15 protein-coding genes are annotated in these 18260 nt (G+C 46.6%); 3 read left to right on the forward strand and 12 right to left on the reverse strand.

The window, feature by feature from the left end:
- Nucleotides 1-19 precede the first annotated feature (19 nt).
- On the reverse strand, nucleotides 20-595 hold the full coding sequence (locus ESB13_RS17350; RefSeq protein WP_129004886.1) for a DUF5606 family protein: 576 nt from the start codon (nucleotides 593-595) through the stop codon (nucleotides 20-22).
- Nucleotides 596-738: 143 nt separating this feature from the next.
- Here ESB13_RS17350 and ESB13_RS17355 point away from each other — a divergent pair, with 143 nt between their 5' ends.
- Nucleotides 739-1452 carry a copper resistance protein NlpE gene (locus ESB13_RS17355; protein ID WP_129004887.1) on the forward strand — a complete coding sequence of 238 codons (714 nt, stop codon included), beginning with the start codon at nucleotides 739-741 and terminating at the stop codon, nucleotides 1450-1452.
- A 35-nt stretch (nucleotides 1453-1487) separates the two neighbouring features.
- On the opposite strand, the gene purU is transcribed toward ESB13_RS17355, so the two are convergent.
- The 8 genes from purU to ESB13_RS17395 all read right to left on the reverse strand — a co-directional run bounded on the left by purU (nucleotide 1488) and on the right by ESB13_RS17395 (nucleotide 12395).
- Nucleotides 1488-2411 (reverse strand): formyltetrahydrofolate deformylase, encoded by a 924-nt coding sequence (gene purU / locus ESB13_RS17360; RefSeq protein WP_129004888.1) that lies wholly within the window; start codon nucleotides 2409-2411, stop codon nucleotides 1488-1490.
- Nucleotides 2412-2424: 13 nt separating this feature from the next.
- Nucleotides 2425-5244, reverse strand: a complete 2820-nt coding sequence (polA, locus tag ESB13_RS17365) for a DNA polymerase I (protein WP_129004889.1) — start codon at nucleotides 5242-5244, stop codon at nucleotides 2425-2427.
- Between the two features lie 63 nt (nucleotides 5245-5307).
- Nucleotides 5308-6345, reverse strand: a complete 1038-nt coding sequence (gene glk / locus ESB13_RS17370) for a glucokinase (RefSeq protein WP_246022598.1) — start codon at nucleotides 6343-6345, stop codon at nucleotides 5308-5310.
- A gap of 79 nt (nucleotides 6346-6424) precedes the next feature.
- On the reverse strand, nucleotides 6425-7474 hold the full coding sequence (locus ESB13_RS17375; protein WP_129004890.1) for an LIC11966 family surface protein: 1050 nt from the start codon (nucleotides 7472-7474) through the stop codon (nucleotides 6425-6427).
- A 14-nt stretch (nucleotides 7475-7488) separates the two neighbouring features.
- Nucleotides 7489-9345, reverse strand: coding sequence for a S41 family peptidase (locus ESB13_RS17380; protein ID WP_129004891.1), 1857 nt, complete (start codon nucleotides 9343-9345; stop codon nucleotides 7489-7491).
- 119 nt (nucleotides 9346-9464) lie between these two features.
- Nucleotides 9465-9827, reverse strand: a complete 363-nt coding sequence (locus tag ESB13_RS17385; RefSeq protein ID WP_129004892.1) for a phage holin family protein — start codon at nucleotides 9825-9827, stop codon at nucleotides 9465-9467.
- Between the two features lie 26 nt (nucleotides 9828-9853).
- Nucleotides 9854-11134 carry a M16 family metallopeptidase gene (locus ESB13_RS17390; RefSeq protein WP_129004893.1) on the reverse strand — a complete coding sequence of 427 codons (1281 nt, stop codon included), beginning with the start codon at nucleotides 11132-11134 and terminating at the stop codon, nucleotides 9854-9856.
- Nucleotides 11135-11153: 19 nt separating this feature from the next.
- On the reverse strand, nucleotides 11154-12395 hold the full coding sequence (locus ESB13_RS17395) for a M16 family metallopeptidase (RefSeq protein WP_129004894.1): 1242 nt from the start codon (nucleotides 12393-12395) through the stop codon (nucleotides 11154-11156).
- 133 nt (nucleotides 12396-12528) lie between these two features.
- On the opposite strand from ESB13_RS17395, the gene ESB13_RS17400 reads away from it, so the two are divergent.
- A complete protein-coding gene (locus ESB13_RS17400; protein WP_129004895.1) occupies nucleotides 12529-13296 on the forward strand; it encodes a hypothetical protein in 768 nt (255 codons plus the stop codon).
- 24 nt (nucleotides 13297-13320) lie between these two features.
- Here ESB13_RS17400 and ESB13_RS17405 read toward each other — a convergent pair whose 3' ends face one another.
- Nucleotides 13321-14526, reverse strand: coding sequence for an aspartyl protease family protein (locus ESB13_RS17405; RefSeq protein ID WP_129004896.1), 1206 nt, complete (start codon nucleotides 14524-14526; stop codon nucleotides 13321-13323).
- A 141-nt stretch (nucleotides 14527-14667) separates the two neighbouring features.
- On the opposite strand from ESB13_RS17405, the gene mqnC reads away from it, so the two are divergent.
- Nucleotides 14668-15792, forward strand: coding sequence for a cyclic dehypoxanthinyl futalosine synthase (mqnC, locus tag ESB13_RS17410; RefSeq protein ID WP_129004897.1), 1125 nt, complete (start codon nucleotides 14668-14670; stop codon nucleotides 15790-15792).
- A gap of 171 nt (nucleotides 15793-15963) precedes the next feature.
- Here the strand turns inward: mqnC and ESB13_RS17415 are convergent, their stop codons facing one another.
- Together ESB13_RS17415 and ESB13_RS17420 are read right to left on the reverse strand one after the other, a co-directional pair.
- Nucleotides 15964-16662, reverse strand: coding sequence for a response regulator transcription factor (locus tag ESB13_RS17415; RefSeq protein ID WP_129004898.1), 699 nt, complete (start codon nucleotides 16660-16662; stop codon nucleotides 15964-15966).
- Entirely contained in the window at nucleotides 16655-18145 is a 1491-nt protein-coding gene (locus ESB13_RS17420; protein ID WP_129004899.1) for a sensor histidine kinase, read from the reverse strand. The genes ESB13_RS17415 and ESB13_RS17420 overlap by 8 nt, the downstream gene beginning before the upstream one ends.
- Between the last annotated feature and the right edge of the window lie 115 nt (nucleotides 18146-18260).

Consider the following 18260-nt stretch of genomic DNA (forward strand, 5'->3'; position numbering starts at 1 on the left):
CAACAGATTAAGGAACGAACTATTCTTCTTCAGTTTTCTTTTTGCGGGGCGCTCTTTTTTTAGGCGCTTCAGCAGCTGCTTCGCCAGCTTCAGCTTCTGCAGCAGGAGCCGCTTTAGCAGCTTTTGCCTTGGTAGCTTTTGCTTTAGGAGCAGGTGCTTCTTCCACTGCTACGGGTTCTGCCACTTCTTCTTCAACCAGTTCTTCTTCCTCTTCGCGGAGTTTGAATTCAACGTCGTTCTTTTTCAGGATAGCAAACCATTTCACCATCTTTTTCATGTCGCTGCCGTAAACACGGTCAAAGTCCATATCTCCATAAACTTTCTGGAAATAGGCTTTAACAGCGGCGGGATCTTTTTCAGAAGGTAAAGCTTCGCCGGAAGCATTCATAGCCTGGAATAACTCAACGAGGTTCACATTATCTCTAACGGTATACACTTCAATACTTTCGAGGTGAGAGAAGCTATGAATACGTGAACTCACGAATTTTGTGCTTTTGTCTTCGAGCGAGCGAACGATAGCGCCATCCGCTTTGCTACCCACCAGTTCAAATAATCCGCTTAAGCCGGTTATTGAAATAATTCTACTGTATTCCATATTCAATATATTTTGAAGGACTGCAAATATAGTCTCCTGCTACAAATTAACCCGTTAAAGTTGCTGCATAAAACTACCTGTTCATGCACATGCATGCCCAAACGTTCCTAATTTTATGATAATTAATCAGTATTTTCCCACATATGAGCATACAATCCATGATAGTTGCTGCTGCTTTAGCGTTGCTTGTTTCCTGTGGAAACGGGACAAACAGTAAAAACCAGCACGATAGCATTGCTTCGCCATCAAATTTTGTAAGTCACCAGTTTGACGGTGTTTTTGCCGATACGCTTCCCTGCGCAGATTGTTCGGGTATTATTACGCATCTGAACCTGGAATCGGACAGCACTTTTGTATTGGAGCAGGAGTATGTAGGATTGAAAGAAGGCGACCGGGTATTTTATCAGTTAGGCCGCTGGTCGCTGGTAGACAGCCTGTTACGCTTAAATGAGATCACGGAAGGGCCCCGGCAGTTTAAAATTGTAAATACTGATGAGCTGAAAATGCTGGATAACGAGGGGGTGATTATTACCGGCACCAACCTGAATTACACCTTGCACCGCCAGCATACTGCTTTCGTAGCAAAAAAACCTTTCACTGTGCGTGGTGTAGCTACCGATGCCGGAGCGAATTCTTTCTTCAAAATATGCGCCTGGCATAAGGAAGTTCCTTTACGTTTAACGGCCACCACTATTTATCCCGATAGCCTGGCCGGCCTGAAGGATGCCCTGAAAAAAGGCGCTTTGGTTGAAGCGGAAGGCCGTTTTTCTACTGCAGACAGCGCCGGGAAGACTTTCCAGGTGTTTACAGCGGATAAGTTCCTGCGCTATTTGCCAGGAGAGAAATGTAAAGACTAACACGCAAAGGTGGCCGCTGACACTGTGCGTGCTAATTAATGATCGAACACTACAGTTCTATTCTGATATACAAATACTCTATCGTCAATTACCAGCTGAAGCGCTTTGGCAAGTACTGAGGTTTCTATTTCCTTACCCGCTTTTACCATGTCCGTTGCACTGAAAGTGTGGTTAACGGGAATGATCTGCTGTGTAATGATGGGGCCTTCGTCGAGATCGTTGGTCACGAAATGGGCGGTGGCGCCAATCAGTTTCACTCCCCGTTCGTAAGCCTGCCTGTAGGGACTGGCTCCTATAAAGGCGGGAAGGAAAGAATGGTGAATATTGATAATGCGCATGGGATGGCTGGCCACAAACTCCGGGGACAGAATTCGCATGAACTTGGCCAGTACCAGGTAATCGAAGGTGTGTTGCCCTATAACCGACTGTAATTCAGCTTCGAAGACTTCTTTTTCTTTCTTTTCGTGCGATACCAGGTGAAAAGGCACATCGAACCGTTTGCATATATCGCCCAGAATGGCATGGTTTCCAATTACGGCTTCTACTGTGGCGCCAAGGGTTTTAAAATGATTCCTCAGCAGGATATCGCCCAGGCAATGGTATTCTTTTGTTACCAGCACTACCAGCTTTTTCTCTGGTTGCGTGGTTACATGAATAAAAGCGCCTGCAGGTAATACCTTTTCCAGTTGGCTATGCAGCGTTTGGGCATAGGCCAGGATGGAGGCTGTGGCTGCGTCGTCGCCTGAGGCCTGTGTGCCGGATCCAGGATTGCCTGCTGTACTGTTTATTGCTGCTGCAATAGCTGCCGGCGGTTCCAGCTCAAGCCTTGTGAAGAAGCTGTTACAGGCAGTGTCGACATGTTCGCGCATAGAAATGATATTGATATTCTGCTGCGCCATTACACCGGAGATAGTAGCTACCAGTCCAATCTGGTCTTTACATTGAATTACAACAACCATAGGTTTAAGGGCTTTAGTGGGCTTCGAGCCAGTTTTGTCCTACGCCCAGTTCTGCTTCAACGGGAACTTCGTTTGGCAGCGGCAGGGCGGCTTTCATATTTTCGAGGATGAGTGGTTTAAGCACATCCAGTTCTTCGATAAGTGCATCAAACACCAATTCGTCATGTACCTGCAAGAGCATTTTGCTGCGGAGTTTTTCTTTTTGCATGGCGGCATGAATACGGATCATCGCCATTTTAATCATATCTGCGGCGGTACCCTGAATAGGTGAGTTAATGGCGTTACGCTCAGCAAAACCACGCACGGTGAAGTTGGAGGAATTAATATCCCTGAGCCAGCGTTTACGCCCCATCAGCGTTTGTACGTATCCATTCTCTTTTGCGAAGTTGATGGTGCTATCCATATAGCGGGTGATACCTGAGAACTCTTTCTTGTAGTTATCGATGATCTCTTTTGCTTCGGAGCGGCTGATGCCAAGGTTATCGGCCAGGCCAAATGCGCTTTGGCCGTAAATGATACCGAAGTTGACCCCCTTGGCCCGGTAACGCTGTTCTTTGGTTACTTCCTCATCTTTGATACCAAATACTTTGGCTGCTGTGGCGGTATGAATGTCTTTGCCCAGTTTAAAGGCTTCGCACATATTGGGATCGCCGCTTATGGCAGCAACTATGCGTAATTCTATCTGGGAATAGTCGGCGCTTACCAAGGTATGCTTTTCATCTCTTGGGATGAACGCTTTACGGATTTCACGGCCCCGGTCGGTGCGGATAGGAATATTCTGCAGGTTGGGATTGTTACTGCTTAAACGGCCTGTAACGGCAACAGCCTGGGCATAGGAAGTATGTACCCTGCCGGTTTTGCTGTTGAGAAGTTGCGGCAATGCTTCGACGTATGTTGAGCGCAGTTTTGTTAACTCGCGGTAGCCCAGGATATCGGAGACTATTGGATTATTTGCGGCCAGCTTTAGCAATACATCTTCACCGGTTGCGTATTGGCCGGTCTTTGTCTTTTTTGCTTTGGGGTCGATCTTCAATCTTTCGAAAAGAATTTCTCCAAGTTGTTTAGGGGAGGAAAGGTTAAAAGGCACTCCTGCTGCTGTAAATACATTTTGTTCAAACTGTTTGGCTTCGCGCTCCAATTCTTTGGAGTATTCTCTAAGGAAGTCAACGTCTACCGTGATGCCTTCAAACTCCATATCAGTGAGCACTTTTACGAGCGGGTTTTCCACTTCGTAAAATACTTTCTCTACATCTTTTTCTTTTAGCAGCGGGTGCAAGGCCTGTTTCAGCTGAAGTGTAATATCGGCGTCTTCTGCGGCGTAGTCTTTTACCCTTTCAATTTCCACATCGCGCATGTTGCCCTGGTTCTTTCCTTTTTTGCCAATGAGCTCTTCGATGTGAACGGGTTCATAGCCGAGGTACTGGGCGCTTAACAGGTCCATGCTCCTTCGTCCTTCCGGTTCCACTACATAGTGGGCCAGCATGGTATCGTACAAAGCACCTTTCAGTTCTACATTGTACCATTTGAGTACCAGGAGATCGTATTTCAGGTTTTGTCCAATCCACGTGATCTGCGGCTGGCTGAACAATTCGTTCAGCAGGGCGAGGATGGCTTTGGTTTGTTGCTGGTTGGCCGGGCATGGTATATAGTAGGCTTCGTGTGGTGAAAACGAGAAGCTAAGTCCTACCAGCTGTGCCTCATTGGCATCGATATTTGTGGTTTCGGTGTCGAAGCAGATCTCTGTTTGCTGCAAGGCTACAGTAATGAATTCCTTTATTTTTTCAGGCGTATCGAGCAGGCTGTATGAATGAAGCGTATTGTTAATGTTCTTATCGGCCTGGAAACCCGTTGCAGCGGCTTCTTCCACTTCTGCTTTGGGTGCAGGGGCGGCAGATTCCACGACATTGCCAAAGAGGTCTGTTTGAACGCCCGCGGGGGCAGACTGGAAGGCATTAAAAGTTTCACCGAGGATCCTTTTCCCGAGTGTCTTGAATTCCAGTTCGGTGAATACGTCAATCAATTCTTTGCTATTCCATTCTTTCAGCATGAAATTTTCTTCATGGAACTGAACGGGCACGTTGGTAATAATGGTCGCCAGTTTTTTACTGATGATAGCGCTTTCTTTGCCTTTGCGTACCTTTTCGCCCAGGGCGCCTTTGATATTATCGGCATTCTCCAAAACGTTTTCCAGTGTATCGTATTCTTTCAGCAGCTTGGCGGCGGTTTTTTCTCCTACTCCTGCGATACCGGGGATATTATCAACGGCATCGCCCATAAGTCCCAGGATATCCACTACCTGTTCTACCCGGGCGATGTCCCATTTTTCACAAACCTTTTTAGCATCGAGGATCTCCTCTTTGCTGCCCATGTATGGCGGGCGGTAAATATAGACATGCGGATGAATGAGTAACTGGCCATAGTCTTTATCGGGCGTCACCATATATACTTCGTACCCGGCGTCGGCGGCCTGCCAGGCGAGCGTACCAATAACGTCGTCGGCTTCATAACCGTCGAGTTCAACGCAGGGGATATTAAACCCGCGTATGATACGCTGAATATCGGGAATGGAAGCAAGGAGGTCTTCAGGGGCTTCCTGCCTGTTGGCTTTATAGTCGGAGAAATCGGTATGGCGCTCAGTTGGCGCATGTGTATCGAAACAAACAGCCAGGTGAGTAGGTTTTTCTTTATTGATGAGGTCGAATAAAGTATTGGTGAATCCGAACTGGGCGTTGGTGTTTCTTCCGGTGGTGGTAATACGGGGGCTACGGATAAGCGCATAATAGGCGCGATAGATGAGCGCCATAGCGTCGAGCAGAAACAATTTTTTTGTCATACAGCGAAGGTAATAAGATTCTGGTTCGGGCCCTCAGGCCGAGGGCCCGAACCAGGGACCTTGTTATTGCCATGCGTAGGCGCCATAAAAAGCGGCGCCATACAATGCTGTTTTATCGTTGAGGATAACACGTACGGGTACTTTTTCAACCAGGTCCTGCATACGACCGCAGTCGCGGAATGTTTCATAGAACAAAGGCTCCTGCAGCAGGGGCAGGATCTTTGGAGGAATACCTCCACCGATGAACAAACCACCTGTGGCTTTCATTTTTTGAACCAGGATGCTGGCTTCACGCGCCAGTTGCTGTACATATAACTGCATGACCTCTTCGCATATAGGGGCTTTCTTTTCCAGCCCGGCTTTACTGATGACAGCAGAGGGGTCACCTTTTTCTTTTATTTCCTTACGCAGCCATTCAGGTTCTTCCCTGTTAAGCACGTCGCGGAGGAAATAGTAAATACGGTAGATGCCGGGTCCTGCCACTACATGTTCCCAGCTTACGCGGCGGTGTTTTATTTTCAGGTAAGAAAACAACTGTGCGTCGATTTCTTCGCGCGGAGCAAATTCGCAGTGGCCACCTTCGGTAGCAAAAGGATGATAACCTTTACCATCCCAGAACAAACCTGCTTCGCCAAGCCCTGTACCAGGGGCAATAATAGCGCCGTTACCGGCATGCCATGTTTCGCCCGGATGAAGCGTGCATACGTCTTCTTCGGAGAGGCAGGTAAGCCCGTAAGCAGTAGCTTCAAGATCGTTGATAATAGCTACATGCTTAACGCCGGTTCTGAGCGCCAGTTCTTCGGCGCTTATCACCCAGCTAAGATTGGTAAGTTCCACCCTGTTGTCGATAACAGGACCTGCGACGCCGATACCGATGGTGTCGGGTTTTTCCACCCCTTCTTCAGCAAGGAAGGCCCCGATGATATCATTAAACGATTTATAGTCCTGTGAAGCATATTTCACTTCGTGCAATACTTCCACACTTTTGTCTTTCACATGGCAGAGCGCCATATTCACTTTAGTACCGCCAACATCGGCAGCAAGTACTTTGCGATGATCACGGGAATCCGAGCTACTGTTGTTAAATGCTATTCGTATCAAAACATTCTTTTTTAAGTGCGTTAACAGATACAAGTTGGAAAGATAGCAAAAACTGTGTCAGCACTGTTCCAATATCCCGTTAATAATGTGGCATATGCGCATCTACGAAACTTCTCTCGGTTTCATTCCACTGTTGGATGACCTGGTTACGGCCATTATTGAGCGCAGTATTTGTTTTATTGAACTTGTCTGCAGCGGCATTAAGTTCACCTACTGCTTTGTTATAGGCATCGACGTCTTCTTTGGTTCTGTCTTTTGCAGATTTTGCCTCAAACGACTTCTGCAATTTTTCAAACGCTTCCTCTTTCAGCAGGAAATCGGCCAGCTGTGTCGCCTCTTCCGCTGACTTTTTATAAAACTGGAGTGCGTTTTTACAGGCTCCCGCGAGAGCAGGATCGCCCTCAAGGTTTTTTAGAGTATCCAGCACCGCCAGCCCTTCATTTGCAAAAGCAGACAGCGCATTCCTTGATTGTTCAATTTCAGTTAATTTCTTTTTATTAAATGCGTTGGTAAGCTGGCCATCCTGCCAGTTACATTTAAAGAACAACAAGTATACTTTATTATGATACTTGTTTACCTCTCCGGCTTTGGCCATTTTAATAGACAATTCATCTTTTTGTCCTTCAACAAGTTGGACATGATATTTTGCAGCAAAGCTGTCTACAGCATCAGACATATTTTTACTGGCCTGCTGCAGCTTTTCTTCCGTTTTTTCCTGTAACAACAGATAGGCCTGCATTTCATCGAACGACTGTTCCGCAATTTCATCCATATTCACAATATGGGCGTAGTCGTCGTTAAACAGTTTATAACAAAGCTGGATATAATCGAGGCTGCTTTTCCGCAAAGCGTTATCACCTTTATAGAAGGGGATGTCGATGGTTTTATACCTGCATTTTTCTATTCCCTCAAGTGTTTGCATGCGCATTTTCTCAATTTTCTTTGCCCTTTTACTATGAGCCATAGCGCTTACATAGGCCATGTAAGTTTTGTTCATTTCCTGTTGCGGTGCATAAATAGCGGAGAGGTATTTTACCGGGTCCTCAGTTTGCGCTGTAGCGGGCATTGCAGCCACAAGCGAGAGCAACATAAGCAGAAAGAAGTAATGTTTCATGATCATCTTTTTCATATAACTGGTTTAGGTCATTTTTTAATAAGCAGCTGCAGCACTTCATAGGCAGCTTTCACGCCCGTATCCGAAGCCAACAAAGTTTTGAAGGCTTCGTTCAGCTGACTGCCATAAGCGTCGGATTGCAGCAGGGATTTTTCGGCTTCATGGTTGGTAATGGTAAAGGCAGCTGTTGTATTTATCATTCGTGCGTCTATCGCCGGAAGCACCGGGTAGGGCTTGTAATACTTGTTGGGGGCAATGGTTGTGGCTTTCAGCGCGAAGGGCTCATCGGCTTCTCTTTCAATATGCACAAGACTATCCTTCACAATAACAGAAGGTATTACGCCTGTCGCCTGCAGGGAGGAGCCGTTCACGCGAAAAAGCTTGCTCATGGTTATCTTGATGTAGCTGTTATTATCGGGGGAGGCCCCTGGCCTTGGTTCAGGCGATTCCAGCGAGATAGTTGTATCAACGGGTAACATTACCTGCCCGGTAGCTTTGCCATAGGTGGTTGTGCCTACTATCACAGCACGATTATAGTCCTGCAATGCGGCAGCTACGAGTTCCGAAGCAGAGGCGCTGTAACTGTTTACCAGTACAACAAGAGGGCCATCGAAAGCAGTGCCCCTGTTCACGTCGTAGAGGACGATGGGTTTAGGATCTTTCCTTTTTATTTGCGCAACAGGTCCTGCATCGATAAAGATGCCTGTAAGCTCCATTGCCTCCTGTACAGATCCGCCACCATTGAATCGCAGGTCGAGGATGAGGCCGGTTATATTTTCTTTTTTCAGTTTGACGATCTCCCTGGCCACATCGTTGGCACACCCCTTTAGGCCGATATTACCCTGGTCCCAGTCTTCATAGAACGTAGGGAGATAAATATACCCGATGGTTTGCTGCCCTTTCAGTACAAAGCTTTTCACTTTATTTTCCACTTCAGCATCGGTAGCCTGTTCTTTCAGCAGCGGCACCTGAATTACGGAGCCATTGGCTTTACGAACGCGCAGCAACAGTGTATCGTGGTTACTCATGCGCAACAGGTCGTTGAGTTCTTCGGTTGCCGTTGGCGACACAGCGTCGGTTTTATTTCCGCTCCACTGTGCCTGTATAATTTTATCACCTTTCTGTAACTGGCCGCTTTTATATGCGGGGCTTCCGGGTTGAAGGTCTTCGATGAAAATATCATCCTTTTCCTCTTTTATGCGGAATCCGAACCGGAAACGCTGCTTACCCAGTTGGCTTTCAAAGTTTTCCTTTGCAGAAAGCGGGAAGTAGCCTGTATGCGGATCAAAACACCGGGCGATAGCTTCACAATAAAGATCACCGATGGCAACAGCGCTTGTTGCGGCATTGCGAAGAATATAATTGATTTGCCGGCGCAGCCGCGAGCAGGAACCCTGTTCTTTTATATATACCTGCAACCTGTTCCTCAATGCGGTGATATCGGCTGAACCAGGCGTGGCTACAGGCTTTATCGTTTGCGGTTTCGGTTGTACCCGTTGTGTACCCGTTGTATTATTGCCTGAAGAACAAAGCACAGCCACAAGGGAATCGGCCTGCTTGAGGCGTTGTATGAATAAAGAAGTAAACAGGCTGATATAGGCTGATCTTCTATTCCTGATCTCATCATCCAGGGTTGATTCAAAAGCCCTGAGCCGGGTTATATCGTCATCGGAAAAGAAAAGTTCATCTTCGTCGGCCAGCTTAAGCATGGTAAACCAGAGGTCGTGCGAAAAGCTGTCGTTAAGCGTCCTTGGCTCAACGTGAAACTTATCGATCATTCTATAAACGAGAAAAGCTTCGCCGGCCACCTTGCTAAAAGATTGGGCACGGGAATGAAAGGGCGTTACCAGCGTCAGCCAAAGCAAAGCGAGGCAAAGGTTCTTCATAATTCAAGGGTAAAAAGGTGGCAGTAAGGTAGTAACATTTTTTTGAATGCACGCTACAGCCACCTTTTCCCAGCTGAATTTAAGCCAGAACCAAGGAAAACCCCAATGCCGGCAGCATTTTATTCGTCGGCTCCCGCCTGAGTGCGGTTTATAAGGCTTTCTATGAGATAGGTAACAAAAGATAAAAGTAAACTGAAGAGCAATGCCGCCCACCAGCTATTGACCACGAAACCGGGGACGATATAGGATGTCCATTTTACAATGAGGATGTTAATGACCAGCAGAAAAAGCCCCATTGTAAGTATGGTAATAGGTATGGTTAAAACAATAAGAATAGGTTTTACAAATCCATTCAGCAAAGCAAGCACCAGTGCTACAATGATAGCAGTAGTGCCGCTGTCGATATTCGTATCGGGTATTATGTACGATACGATAAGTGCTGCAAGCGCTGTTACCAGTATTTTGCCTATAAATTTTCCCATACCTTTTACTTTTAAATAACTACAGGTTAAACAACCACGAGCTCATAAAAAGTTTCGGGCACCAGGTATTTTTTTGCCAGTTCCTGCAACTCTTCGGCTGTTATGCTACGGATTGTTTCGAGGCTATTATAAAAATACGCATCTGTAAGATTATTTAAAACATAATTCTTCCAGCGGCCGATAATCTGGAAAGGCCCGTCGAGATCGCCAAGAATGCTACCCATCATGTAGTTCCGGACGAGGTCGAGTTCGTCTTTTTCAACAGGCTCGTTAGTCAGGCGCAGCATTTCTTTATAAACCTCTTCTATAGTAGCTGCACAAACATCGCGCCCGGCTTCTGTGCTTATCATCCAGGCACTTTGATGAATATGGTTCTGAAGATAACTATGAATACCATACGTGTATCCTTTATCCTCCCTGATATTGCTCATGAGCCTGGAGCCGAAGAAGCCGCCGAAGATGTTATTGAGCACCTGTACTTTAATGAAATCGGGGTGGTGTCTGTTAGGGAAAGGTATGGCCATGCGAATAGCGCCCTGCACCCCGTCGTTATCATTAATGATATTGTATTTCTTTTCTGTCGCCGGCGTGCCAGGGTAGGTAATTACGGGCAGCCCGCTTTGCCTGAAAGGCAGCTGGCCAAAAGCATTGTTCAACTGTTCCTGTAAGTTCGCAGGCAGTTTACCTGCAACAAACATGATGCATTTGCCCTCTGTATAAAACCGTTTATAAAAAGCTTTCAGCTGATCACGTTCCAGCGCATCATAATCCTTTGTAGAAGAATATTTACCATAAGGATGCTCCAGGCCAAACAGGTATTCATCGATAAGCCTGTTGGCGACAAAATCACATTTCTTGAGATTTACTTCCAGGCGCTGCTTTTGATTCTGCTTATAAATGGCAAGCTCTTCTTCCGGGATTTCGGCAGAAGTAAAAAGAGCCGCTACTTCAGGCAGCAATACAGGCAGGTGTTTGGTAAGGCAATGTAAAGTAACGGTAGCTGTTTCGTTATAACAATGACGGTTAAGATAAGCTCCGTAAAACTCAAAATGTTCGTTTATTTCAAATGCCGATTTGGTAGAGGTTCCGTTCTTCAGCAGAAAATTGGTGGTTGCAGCTACTATATTCTGATCTTCAAAACAATTGCCTGCATAAAATACCCATTCCAGTTGCATTACTTCCTGCGCTCCTGCGTCAACGGCGTAAACATGAACACCATTGTCGAGTGTAAAATGATCGCAGGCTTTCAATTTCAGGTCGAACTCTACAGCATCGTGTATAGCAGGACTTTTTTTTCTGTTTATCATATACTATTCGCGAACAGACTTAATTATTGTTACTGTGATAAAACAGCGTATTGCCATTCTTTTCGTCAAAAATGGTGCGGCTGTACTGTTGCAGTTCTTCGGCTGTGATGTCCTGGTACCTGCTTAATTCTTTATTCATAAGACTTGCGTCGCCCAGCAGTTCATAAAACGCGAGGCTGTTGGCACGGCTCATGACCGACATATCTTCGAAAGTGATAATACTTTCTGTTTTGTTCTTCACTTTCTGGAGTTCAGATTCAGCGACCAGCGATTCACAGATCTGTTGTAACTGTTCATCCACTGCTTTGGATGCATCTTCGAGTTTTACGCCTTTTACCAGTTTTCCTTCTATCGCCAGTAATCCCGGGTCAATGGTGCCAAAATGGTGGCATTCGAGATTGCTGAACAGTTTCTGTTCTTTTACGAGCGACTGGTAAAGCCTTGAAGAAGCGCCTCCCCCGAGTACTTCGGTGATGAGGTCGGCGACATAATAGCCTCTGTCGAGCCGTCCTTCCATATGCCAGGTGCGGTAGAGTGCATCGAGCGGAACGTTGGCATCAACCTCCAGCCTGCGGCCGGCGGTTTGAACCGGCTCCTGGGGGAGCTGGCGAACATATTTTTCGCCCATAGGGATATCGCCAAACCATTTCTCCGCGAGTTTTTTTACCTCTTCTGTTTTCACATTGCCTGCTACCGAAAGGATAGCGTTAACCGGGCGGTAATGTTTGAAGAAAAACTGCTTTACATCGTCGAGCGTAGCATTTTCTATGTGGCTTAATTCATCGCCTATGGTCATCCAGCGGTAGGGATGGGTAGTATAGGAAAGATGACGCAGTTTATGCCCTACGTCGCCATAGGGTTTATTAATATAGTGCTCTTTAAATTCTTCGCATACCACCTTACGCTGTACATCCAGGCTTTTTTTGCCAAAGGCCAGGCTAAGCATGCGGTCACTTTCGAGCCAGAAAGCGGTTTCCAGGTTCTGGGCCGGCAGCTGGCAATAGTAATTGGTAAGGTCGTTGGTAGTATAGGCGTTATTCTCCCCTCCTGCCCTTTGCAGCGGTTCGTCGTAGTCGGGAATATTCACACTCCCTCCAAACATGAGGTGTTCAAACAAGTGGGCGAAGCCTGTTTTAGCCGGGTTTTCGTCCCTGGCGCCTACGTCGTACATAATATTCACCACAGCCATTGGCGTAGAGGTGTCTTCATGTACCAGCACTCTTAAGCCATTATCGAGAACAAAGCGATTATAATTGATCATATTTTTACCAAAAAAGAAGTGCAAAATAGGAAATATAGCCCACGGGGAACGGGCGTTGTATCAAAGTTTAACAATGTACTGATACTGTGGCATGCTTCCTGTGTAGTATATTGCCGGGAATCAACCTGTTTCAATGAAAGCAAAACCTTTTTCCGCTATGAAGATCACCATTAACAACAAAGCCATCGTTTCTGCGTTAGTGGCCATCTTTTTCCTGGGCTTACAAACCCGGGCGCAACAGCAGGAAAAAGTGCTAACGGGCTTTATTAAAGACAGCATTACGCGTAATATTATTACGAATGCTACCGTTTCGAACCGTAATACACGTGTTATCGCAGAAGTAAATCCGGCCGGTTTCTTTAAGATCACCGTTCGCCCCGACGATCTGCTTTCGTTTTCGGCCCAGGGTTATAAAACGGATACACTCCGTTATTTTCTCAATATATCAGATACCATCAATGTTGAGTTGAGGCCTGAACTGTCCGATTCATTGAATGTAACGGTAAAAAGCACCAATTACACGAAATACCAGCAGGACAGCATGCTGCGCCGGGCAGAATTCATAGAAGATGCGGGGCCTAAAGGCAAGGCGTTCTCGAAAGCCAATTCCGGGGCGGGCATAGGGCTGAACCTGGATATCTTTACCAAGAAAAAAGACAAACAGGTAAGAACTAACTACAAAAGGTTTGAAGAAAGAGAGAAAGAACTTTATATTGACTCGCGGTTCAACCCCGAAACGGTGCAGTATTATACCCGCCTGAAGGGTGACACCCTGGCTCTTTTTATGCGTGAACACAGGCCTGAATATGAATGGTTGCGCAAACACACCAGCACCGAGGATATGATGCTTTACCTGAATGATCACCTGAAGTTATTCAACGCCAGCCGATCCAAAGAGTAGTGATCCAGGCCCTCCGCCGGCCGTTTACCTGGGGCGGAGAATATTGCCGATCTTTAGTTTCAGATCATATAACGAGCCTCCGCGTGATACCAGTACCCGGCATGTTGTATTCGCATGCTGCAGTAACGATTTGTATGTTTGAATATCTGCTGAAAAGTGATTGTTAATGCTAATGATCTTGTCGCCGGGTAAAAAACCGGCTTTACCGGCAGGAGATCCTTTAACGATATCTACAACGGTAATGATATCTTCAATCAGATAGATACTCATTCCGGTATAAGAGTAATCAAAAGCTTCCAGGTAGCTCTGGTTTGGTTTTATGTGAATGGTTTGCTCAGCATAGTTGAGCACTACGTTAAACCGGCGCATGATATCATTACCCAGCAAGCCGCCCAGCGAAGGATAAGAGGTGACATTAAAATCGTCATCGAAAATATAGACCGGCACCCGCCGGAACCGGTAAGGTCCTATTTTCAGTTCCTTAATAAAGGTAATCTCCATACTTTTTTTACCGCCCAATCCTTCAGCCTGGGTTGGTAATAGTTGCCGTTTGGGCGACAACAGCCCGCTGTCGCGTATAAAACTTCGGGAAAAAAGCATGCACAGTCCTGCGCCGGTATCCAGGTAGTATTTTGCCGTTATCTTTTTCGCATCTTTTGTTGTAACGGGTTGAAAAGGCAAAGCGGAGAAACCGGGTTTAAGAAAGTATCCCCCTCCCGGATAGGGGAAATCGCCATTGGAATATACTTCGAGCTGGTGAACATCGTAGTTCAGGTAAACGATATACCGCCTGAGAAAGGCATAACCCATGATGCCGTCTATCCGCAAGCCATAGGTGCTGGTAAGCAGGTCGTAGTTATTAATATGGAAATCCAGGCTGTCTACCGTCAGGCCCGGGAGGTGCAGACGGTGGTTGTATGCAAAATTCACTTTGCGCGATCCTGCAATACCCCTGATAGTACGTTCAGAGGCGACAGAAGTTATCTTCATTTCTTCGGCGGTAAGTGAGTCCAGGGAAATGCCGCCCGACCCGGTGTCGAAAACAAAATTCAGGGAATCGGGATGTCCGTCGATAGTGGCCCGGATGATAATGATGCCACCGGTGAGCATTTTAAACGGGAAATGGGTCAGCAGCTTTGCCCGGGGAGGTTCAAAAGCAACGGCTGCCCACGCTTTGTGGAAAGCGCCGAAGAAAACAGGAAATAAAGCAATTACCGCCAGCAACTTCATATAAGAAACTTTGCATAACATATGGCCAATCTGCCATAAGTTACGTTGGTTTAGGTGCCAAACCAAGCCATTGCTGTAATTATTTGTTGTTTTCCATGCAAGAGCATTGTAGTACCTTTGACGTCTACACAACGGAGCAAGATGAATTTAGATGGATTGTACCAGAAGGCGCTGGATTTTGAGTTTTTAAGCATTGAGGAAGGTATGTTCCTGTTTACACATGCCCCTCTTACAGAACTCATGTTCGTTGCCGATGAGCTGCGGAAAAAACAGGTTCCTCATGGCAGGGTTACCTGGCAGATCGACCGTAACGTAAATACGACGAACGTATGTACTGCCAACTGCAAGTTTTGTAATTTCTACCGTATTCCCGGTCATAGCGAGGCTTATATCACCGATATAGAAACCTATAAGAAAAAGATAAGTGAAACGCTGCGGTTTGGCGGCGACCAGCTGTTATTACAGGGCGGCCACCATCCCAAGCTGGGCTTAAGCTTTTATACCGATCTGTTCAGGGAGCTGAAGACCTTGTTCCCGGATATCAAGCTTCATACGCTTGGCCCACCCGAGGTAGCGCATATCTGCAAGCTTGAAAAAATGAGCCACCATGATGTGCTGAAAGCGCTGAAAGAAGCCGGTATGGATTCACTTCCCGGTGCGGGCGCTGAAATACTGATAGACCGGGTACGCCGCCTCATCAGCAAAGGCAAATGCGGATCGGACGAATGGCTGGCCATCATGCACGAAGCCCATAAGCTTGATATCACCACCAGCGCCACCATGATGTTTGGTCATGTGGAAACCCTGGAAGAGCGTTTTATTCACCTGGCCCGTATCAGGGAAGTGCAGGCAATGAAACCTGAGTCGGCCAAAGGATTCCTGGCATTTATACCCTGGACATTCCAGGATGTAGATACACTGCTTGCGCGGATCCGTGGGGTGCACAATCTTACTACTCCCGACGAGTATATCCGCATGATCGCCATGAGCCGCATCATGCTTCCCAACGTAAAGAATGTGCAGGCAAGCTGGTTAACGGTAGGCAAACAAACTGCGCAGATCTGCCTTCATGCCGGCGCCAACGACTGGGGCAGTATTATGATCGAGGAAAACGTGGTAAGTGCTGCCGGGGCTCCTCACAGGTTCACCTACAGAACCATGCAGGAAGCCATCAAAGAAGCCGGATTTCAGCCTCAACTGCGCAACCAGCAGTATGAGTGGCGCGAGATCCCGCAGGCCATTGTTGAGCAGGTAATCGATTATTAAATGCATTACAAATAGCCGATAGGCGCTTAAAACTGCCCTCCCTTTACCAGGAGAGGGCAGTTTTTTTTCGGAAAACCAAAGCTGTCAGCAGCGTATAGGATAAGCGAACAAAATCAGGTGATTCATGCGGGAGGGATGGGCTACAGGATTAGCGGCATTGCATACCTGTTTTCAGAGCGTGTTTATTACAAAGCGGTACCCCACTCCTTTTATTGTTATTATTTCGAGCGAGGGGTCGTTTTTGAGATAGGAGCGCAACCTGGTAATGTATACATCGAGGTTCCTGCTGTTAAAGAAAGAGTCGTTGCCCCAGAATTCGTTTAAGATGGTGCGGCGGTCGATAATAGTGCTGCGATGCTGCCACAGGAATTTCAACAGTTCGCTTTCGCGGTAGGATAATCTCCTTTCTCCCTCTTCACCCATCAGGACCTGGCGTTGCAGGAAAAAACGGTATTTTCCCAATGAAATAAGATCTGTACGGCCGGGAGGTTCCGGCGCCTGATTTCTTCCCTGCATAAGGTTTTCAATCCGTACAATAAGCTCTTCCATGCTAAAAGGCTTTCGGACATAGTCGTTACCGCCCAGCTTAAAGCCTTTTACCACGTCTTCGGTTTGCACTTTGGCCGTGAGGAAAATGATGGGGACATTGCGGTTTGAAGAGCGGATGACTTCTGCCAGTTCAAAGCCGTTTAAACCCGGCAACATTACATCGAGAACACAGATATCGGGCAGCTCGCGCTGGAAAGTACGCCACGCCATGTTGCCATCTGTTTCCATGGTAACCTGGAAGCCCCTGCTTTCCAATGTTTCCTTTACAATTTTTCCCAGGAACAATTCGTCTTCTACATATAATACTTTAATGCTACTCATGATCCAGGGGAAGTTTTACTGTAAATGTACTGCCTTTGCCCTCTTCACTCGTTACGGTAACAGAGCCCTTATGCAAGCTTATAATATGCGCTACATAACTTAACCCCAGGCCATATCCCCGTGTCTGGTGCCGGTCGTTATAAGGTATGCGAAAGAACTTTTCAAAGATCTTCTGCGTATACACCGGGGCAATCCCTATTCCATTATCTGCTACTTCGAGGTACACGGAATCCTGCTGTTTAAACAGGCTAATATTAATAACAGGATGTCCGGGGCTGTATTTAATGGCATTATCGAGCAGGTTATAGACCACACTTGTCAGGTGCATTTTATCGGCATAAACCGCAGGCAGATCGTCGCTGCATTTCACCTGAACCGAAGCATTTGCTTTTTCCAGTTGCAGTTTCATACCGGTTAGCACATCATGCACCAGTGTCGCCATATCAACGGGAGCGGGTTGTAATGCAACAGCCCTATTCTCAAACATCGAGAGTCGCAATACCTTGTCGATAAGCAGGTTCAGCCTTTGCAGTTCTACTGCCGAGATATCGAGATATTCCCGGGTGCGCTCCGTATCTTCCAGCACATTAAAATTACGCAGGGCCTCTATGGCTACATTCACTGTTGCCACTGGTGTTTTAAGTTCGTGTGTGATGTTGCTGATGAATTCATTTTTCATGTCGGCAAGGCGGCGTTGAACCAGCATATTCCTATATAAAAAAATAAACGAAACAGTAGTAATGCCCAATAACAGTAATGAAAAGAGAAAGGGTTGCAGCAGTTGTTTTGCGATATAAGGAAAGGGATTGTCAAACACGGCATAGTATGCCCAGGGTGCATTGAATCCCGACATAGCAAAACGGGTGACCAACCCGGCGCCTGTTATCTGTGGAACAGAGTCCATAGCTGCTCTTCTGTTATGTAATGTTGTTCGTTTAAGGATAAACCCAAGACCGATATGATCCTGCTGTAATAGATGCAGGTAACGTGGTTCCAGTTTCCGCAAGGGGATAGAATCGTCGACCTTTTTTAGTGCTTCCAGCAGTTTCTTTACATCCTGGGAGTCTCTTCCACCGTGTGATTTACTATTTTCAGAAAGACTATCTATCATATGGGCGATGGCCATGTTAATGACAGGCGGGGGTGGAAGGTCGTCGCGTTCATGAAAATGCATTCTGAAGTTTCCGCCGGCCGATGTTCTTTGTTTAAGCAGGCTGTCGAGCCCGGCTTCTTTGCCTGTGGATATTGCAAATGCTATTCTTCTTTTGCCGGGGGCAGCCGAATCGTTAAAAGACAGGTGTAGGCCCTTCATACGTTCGGCCTGCACCTGTTGCACGGCTTCCCTGAGCAACAGGTCTGTTTTACGTTGCAGGGTGTTGTATTCCGTTTTATATTGTTGCGTAAGCCAATAGCACAGGAAACCCGCAATCAGCAATAGCGTTGCCGACATCAATAACCTCGATAAATACAGCCTGTTGATCATACACGTGCCATAAGTATACAAATGTACATATTAGCCTGCGGGAGGGCGGGGCATTAACCTTAATTAACCTTATAGCAGGAATGCTTAACAATACCTCAGGTTAGATTTGGAGGGA

Origin of the sequence: Filimonas effusa, from assembly GCF_004118675.1 — a bacterium.
Classification (GTDB): Bacteria; Bacteroidota; Bacteroidia; order Chitinophagales; family Chitinophagaceae; genus Filimonas; species Filimonas effusa.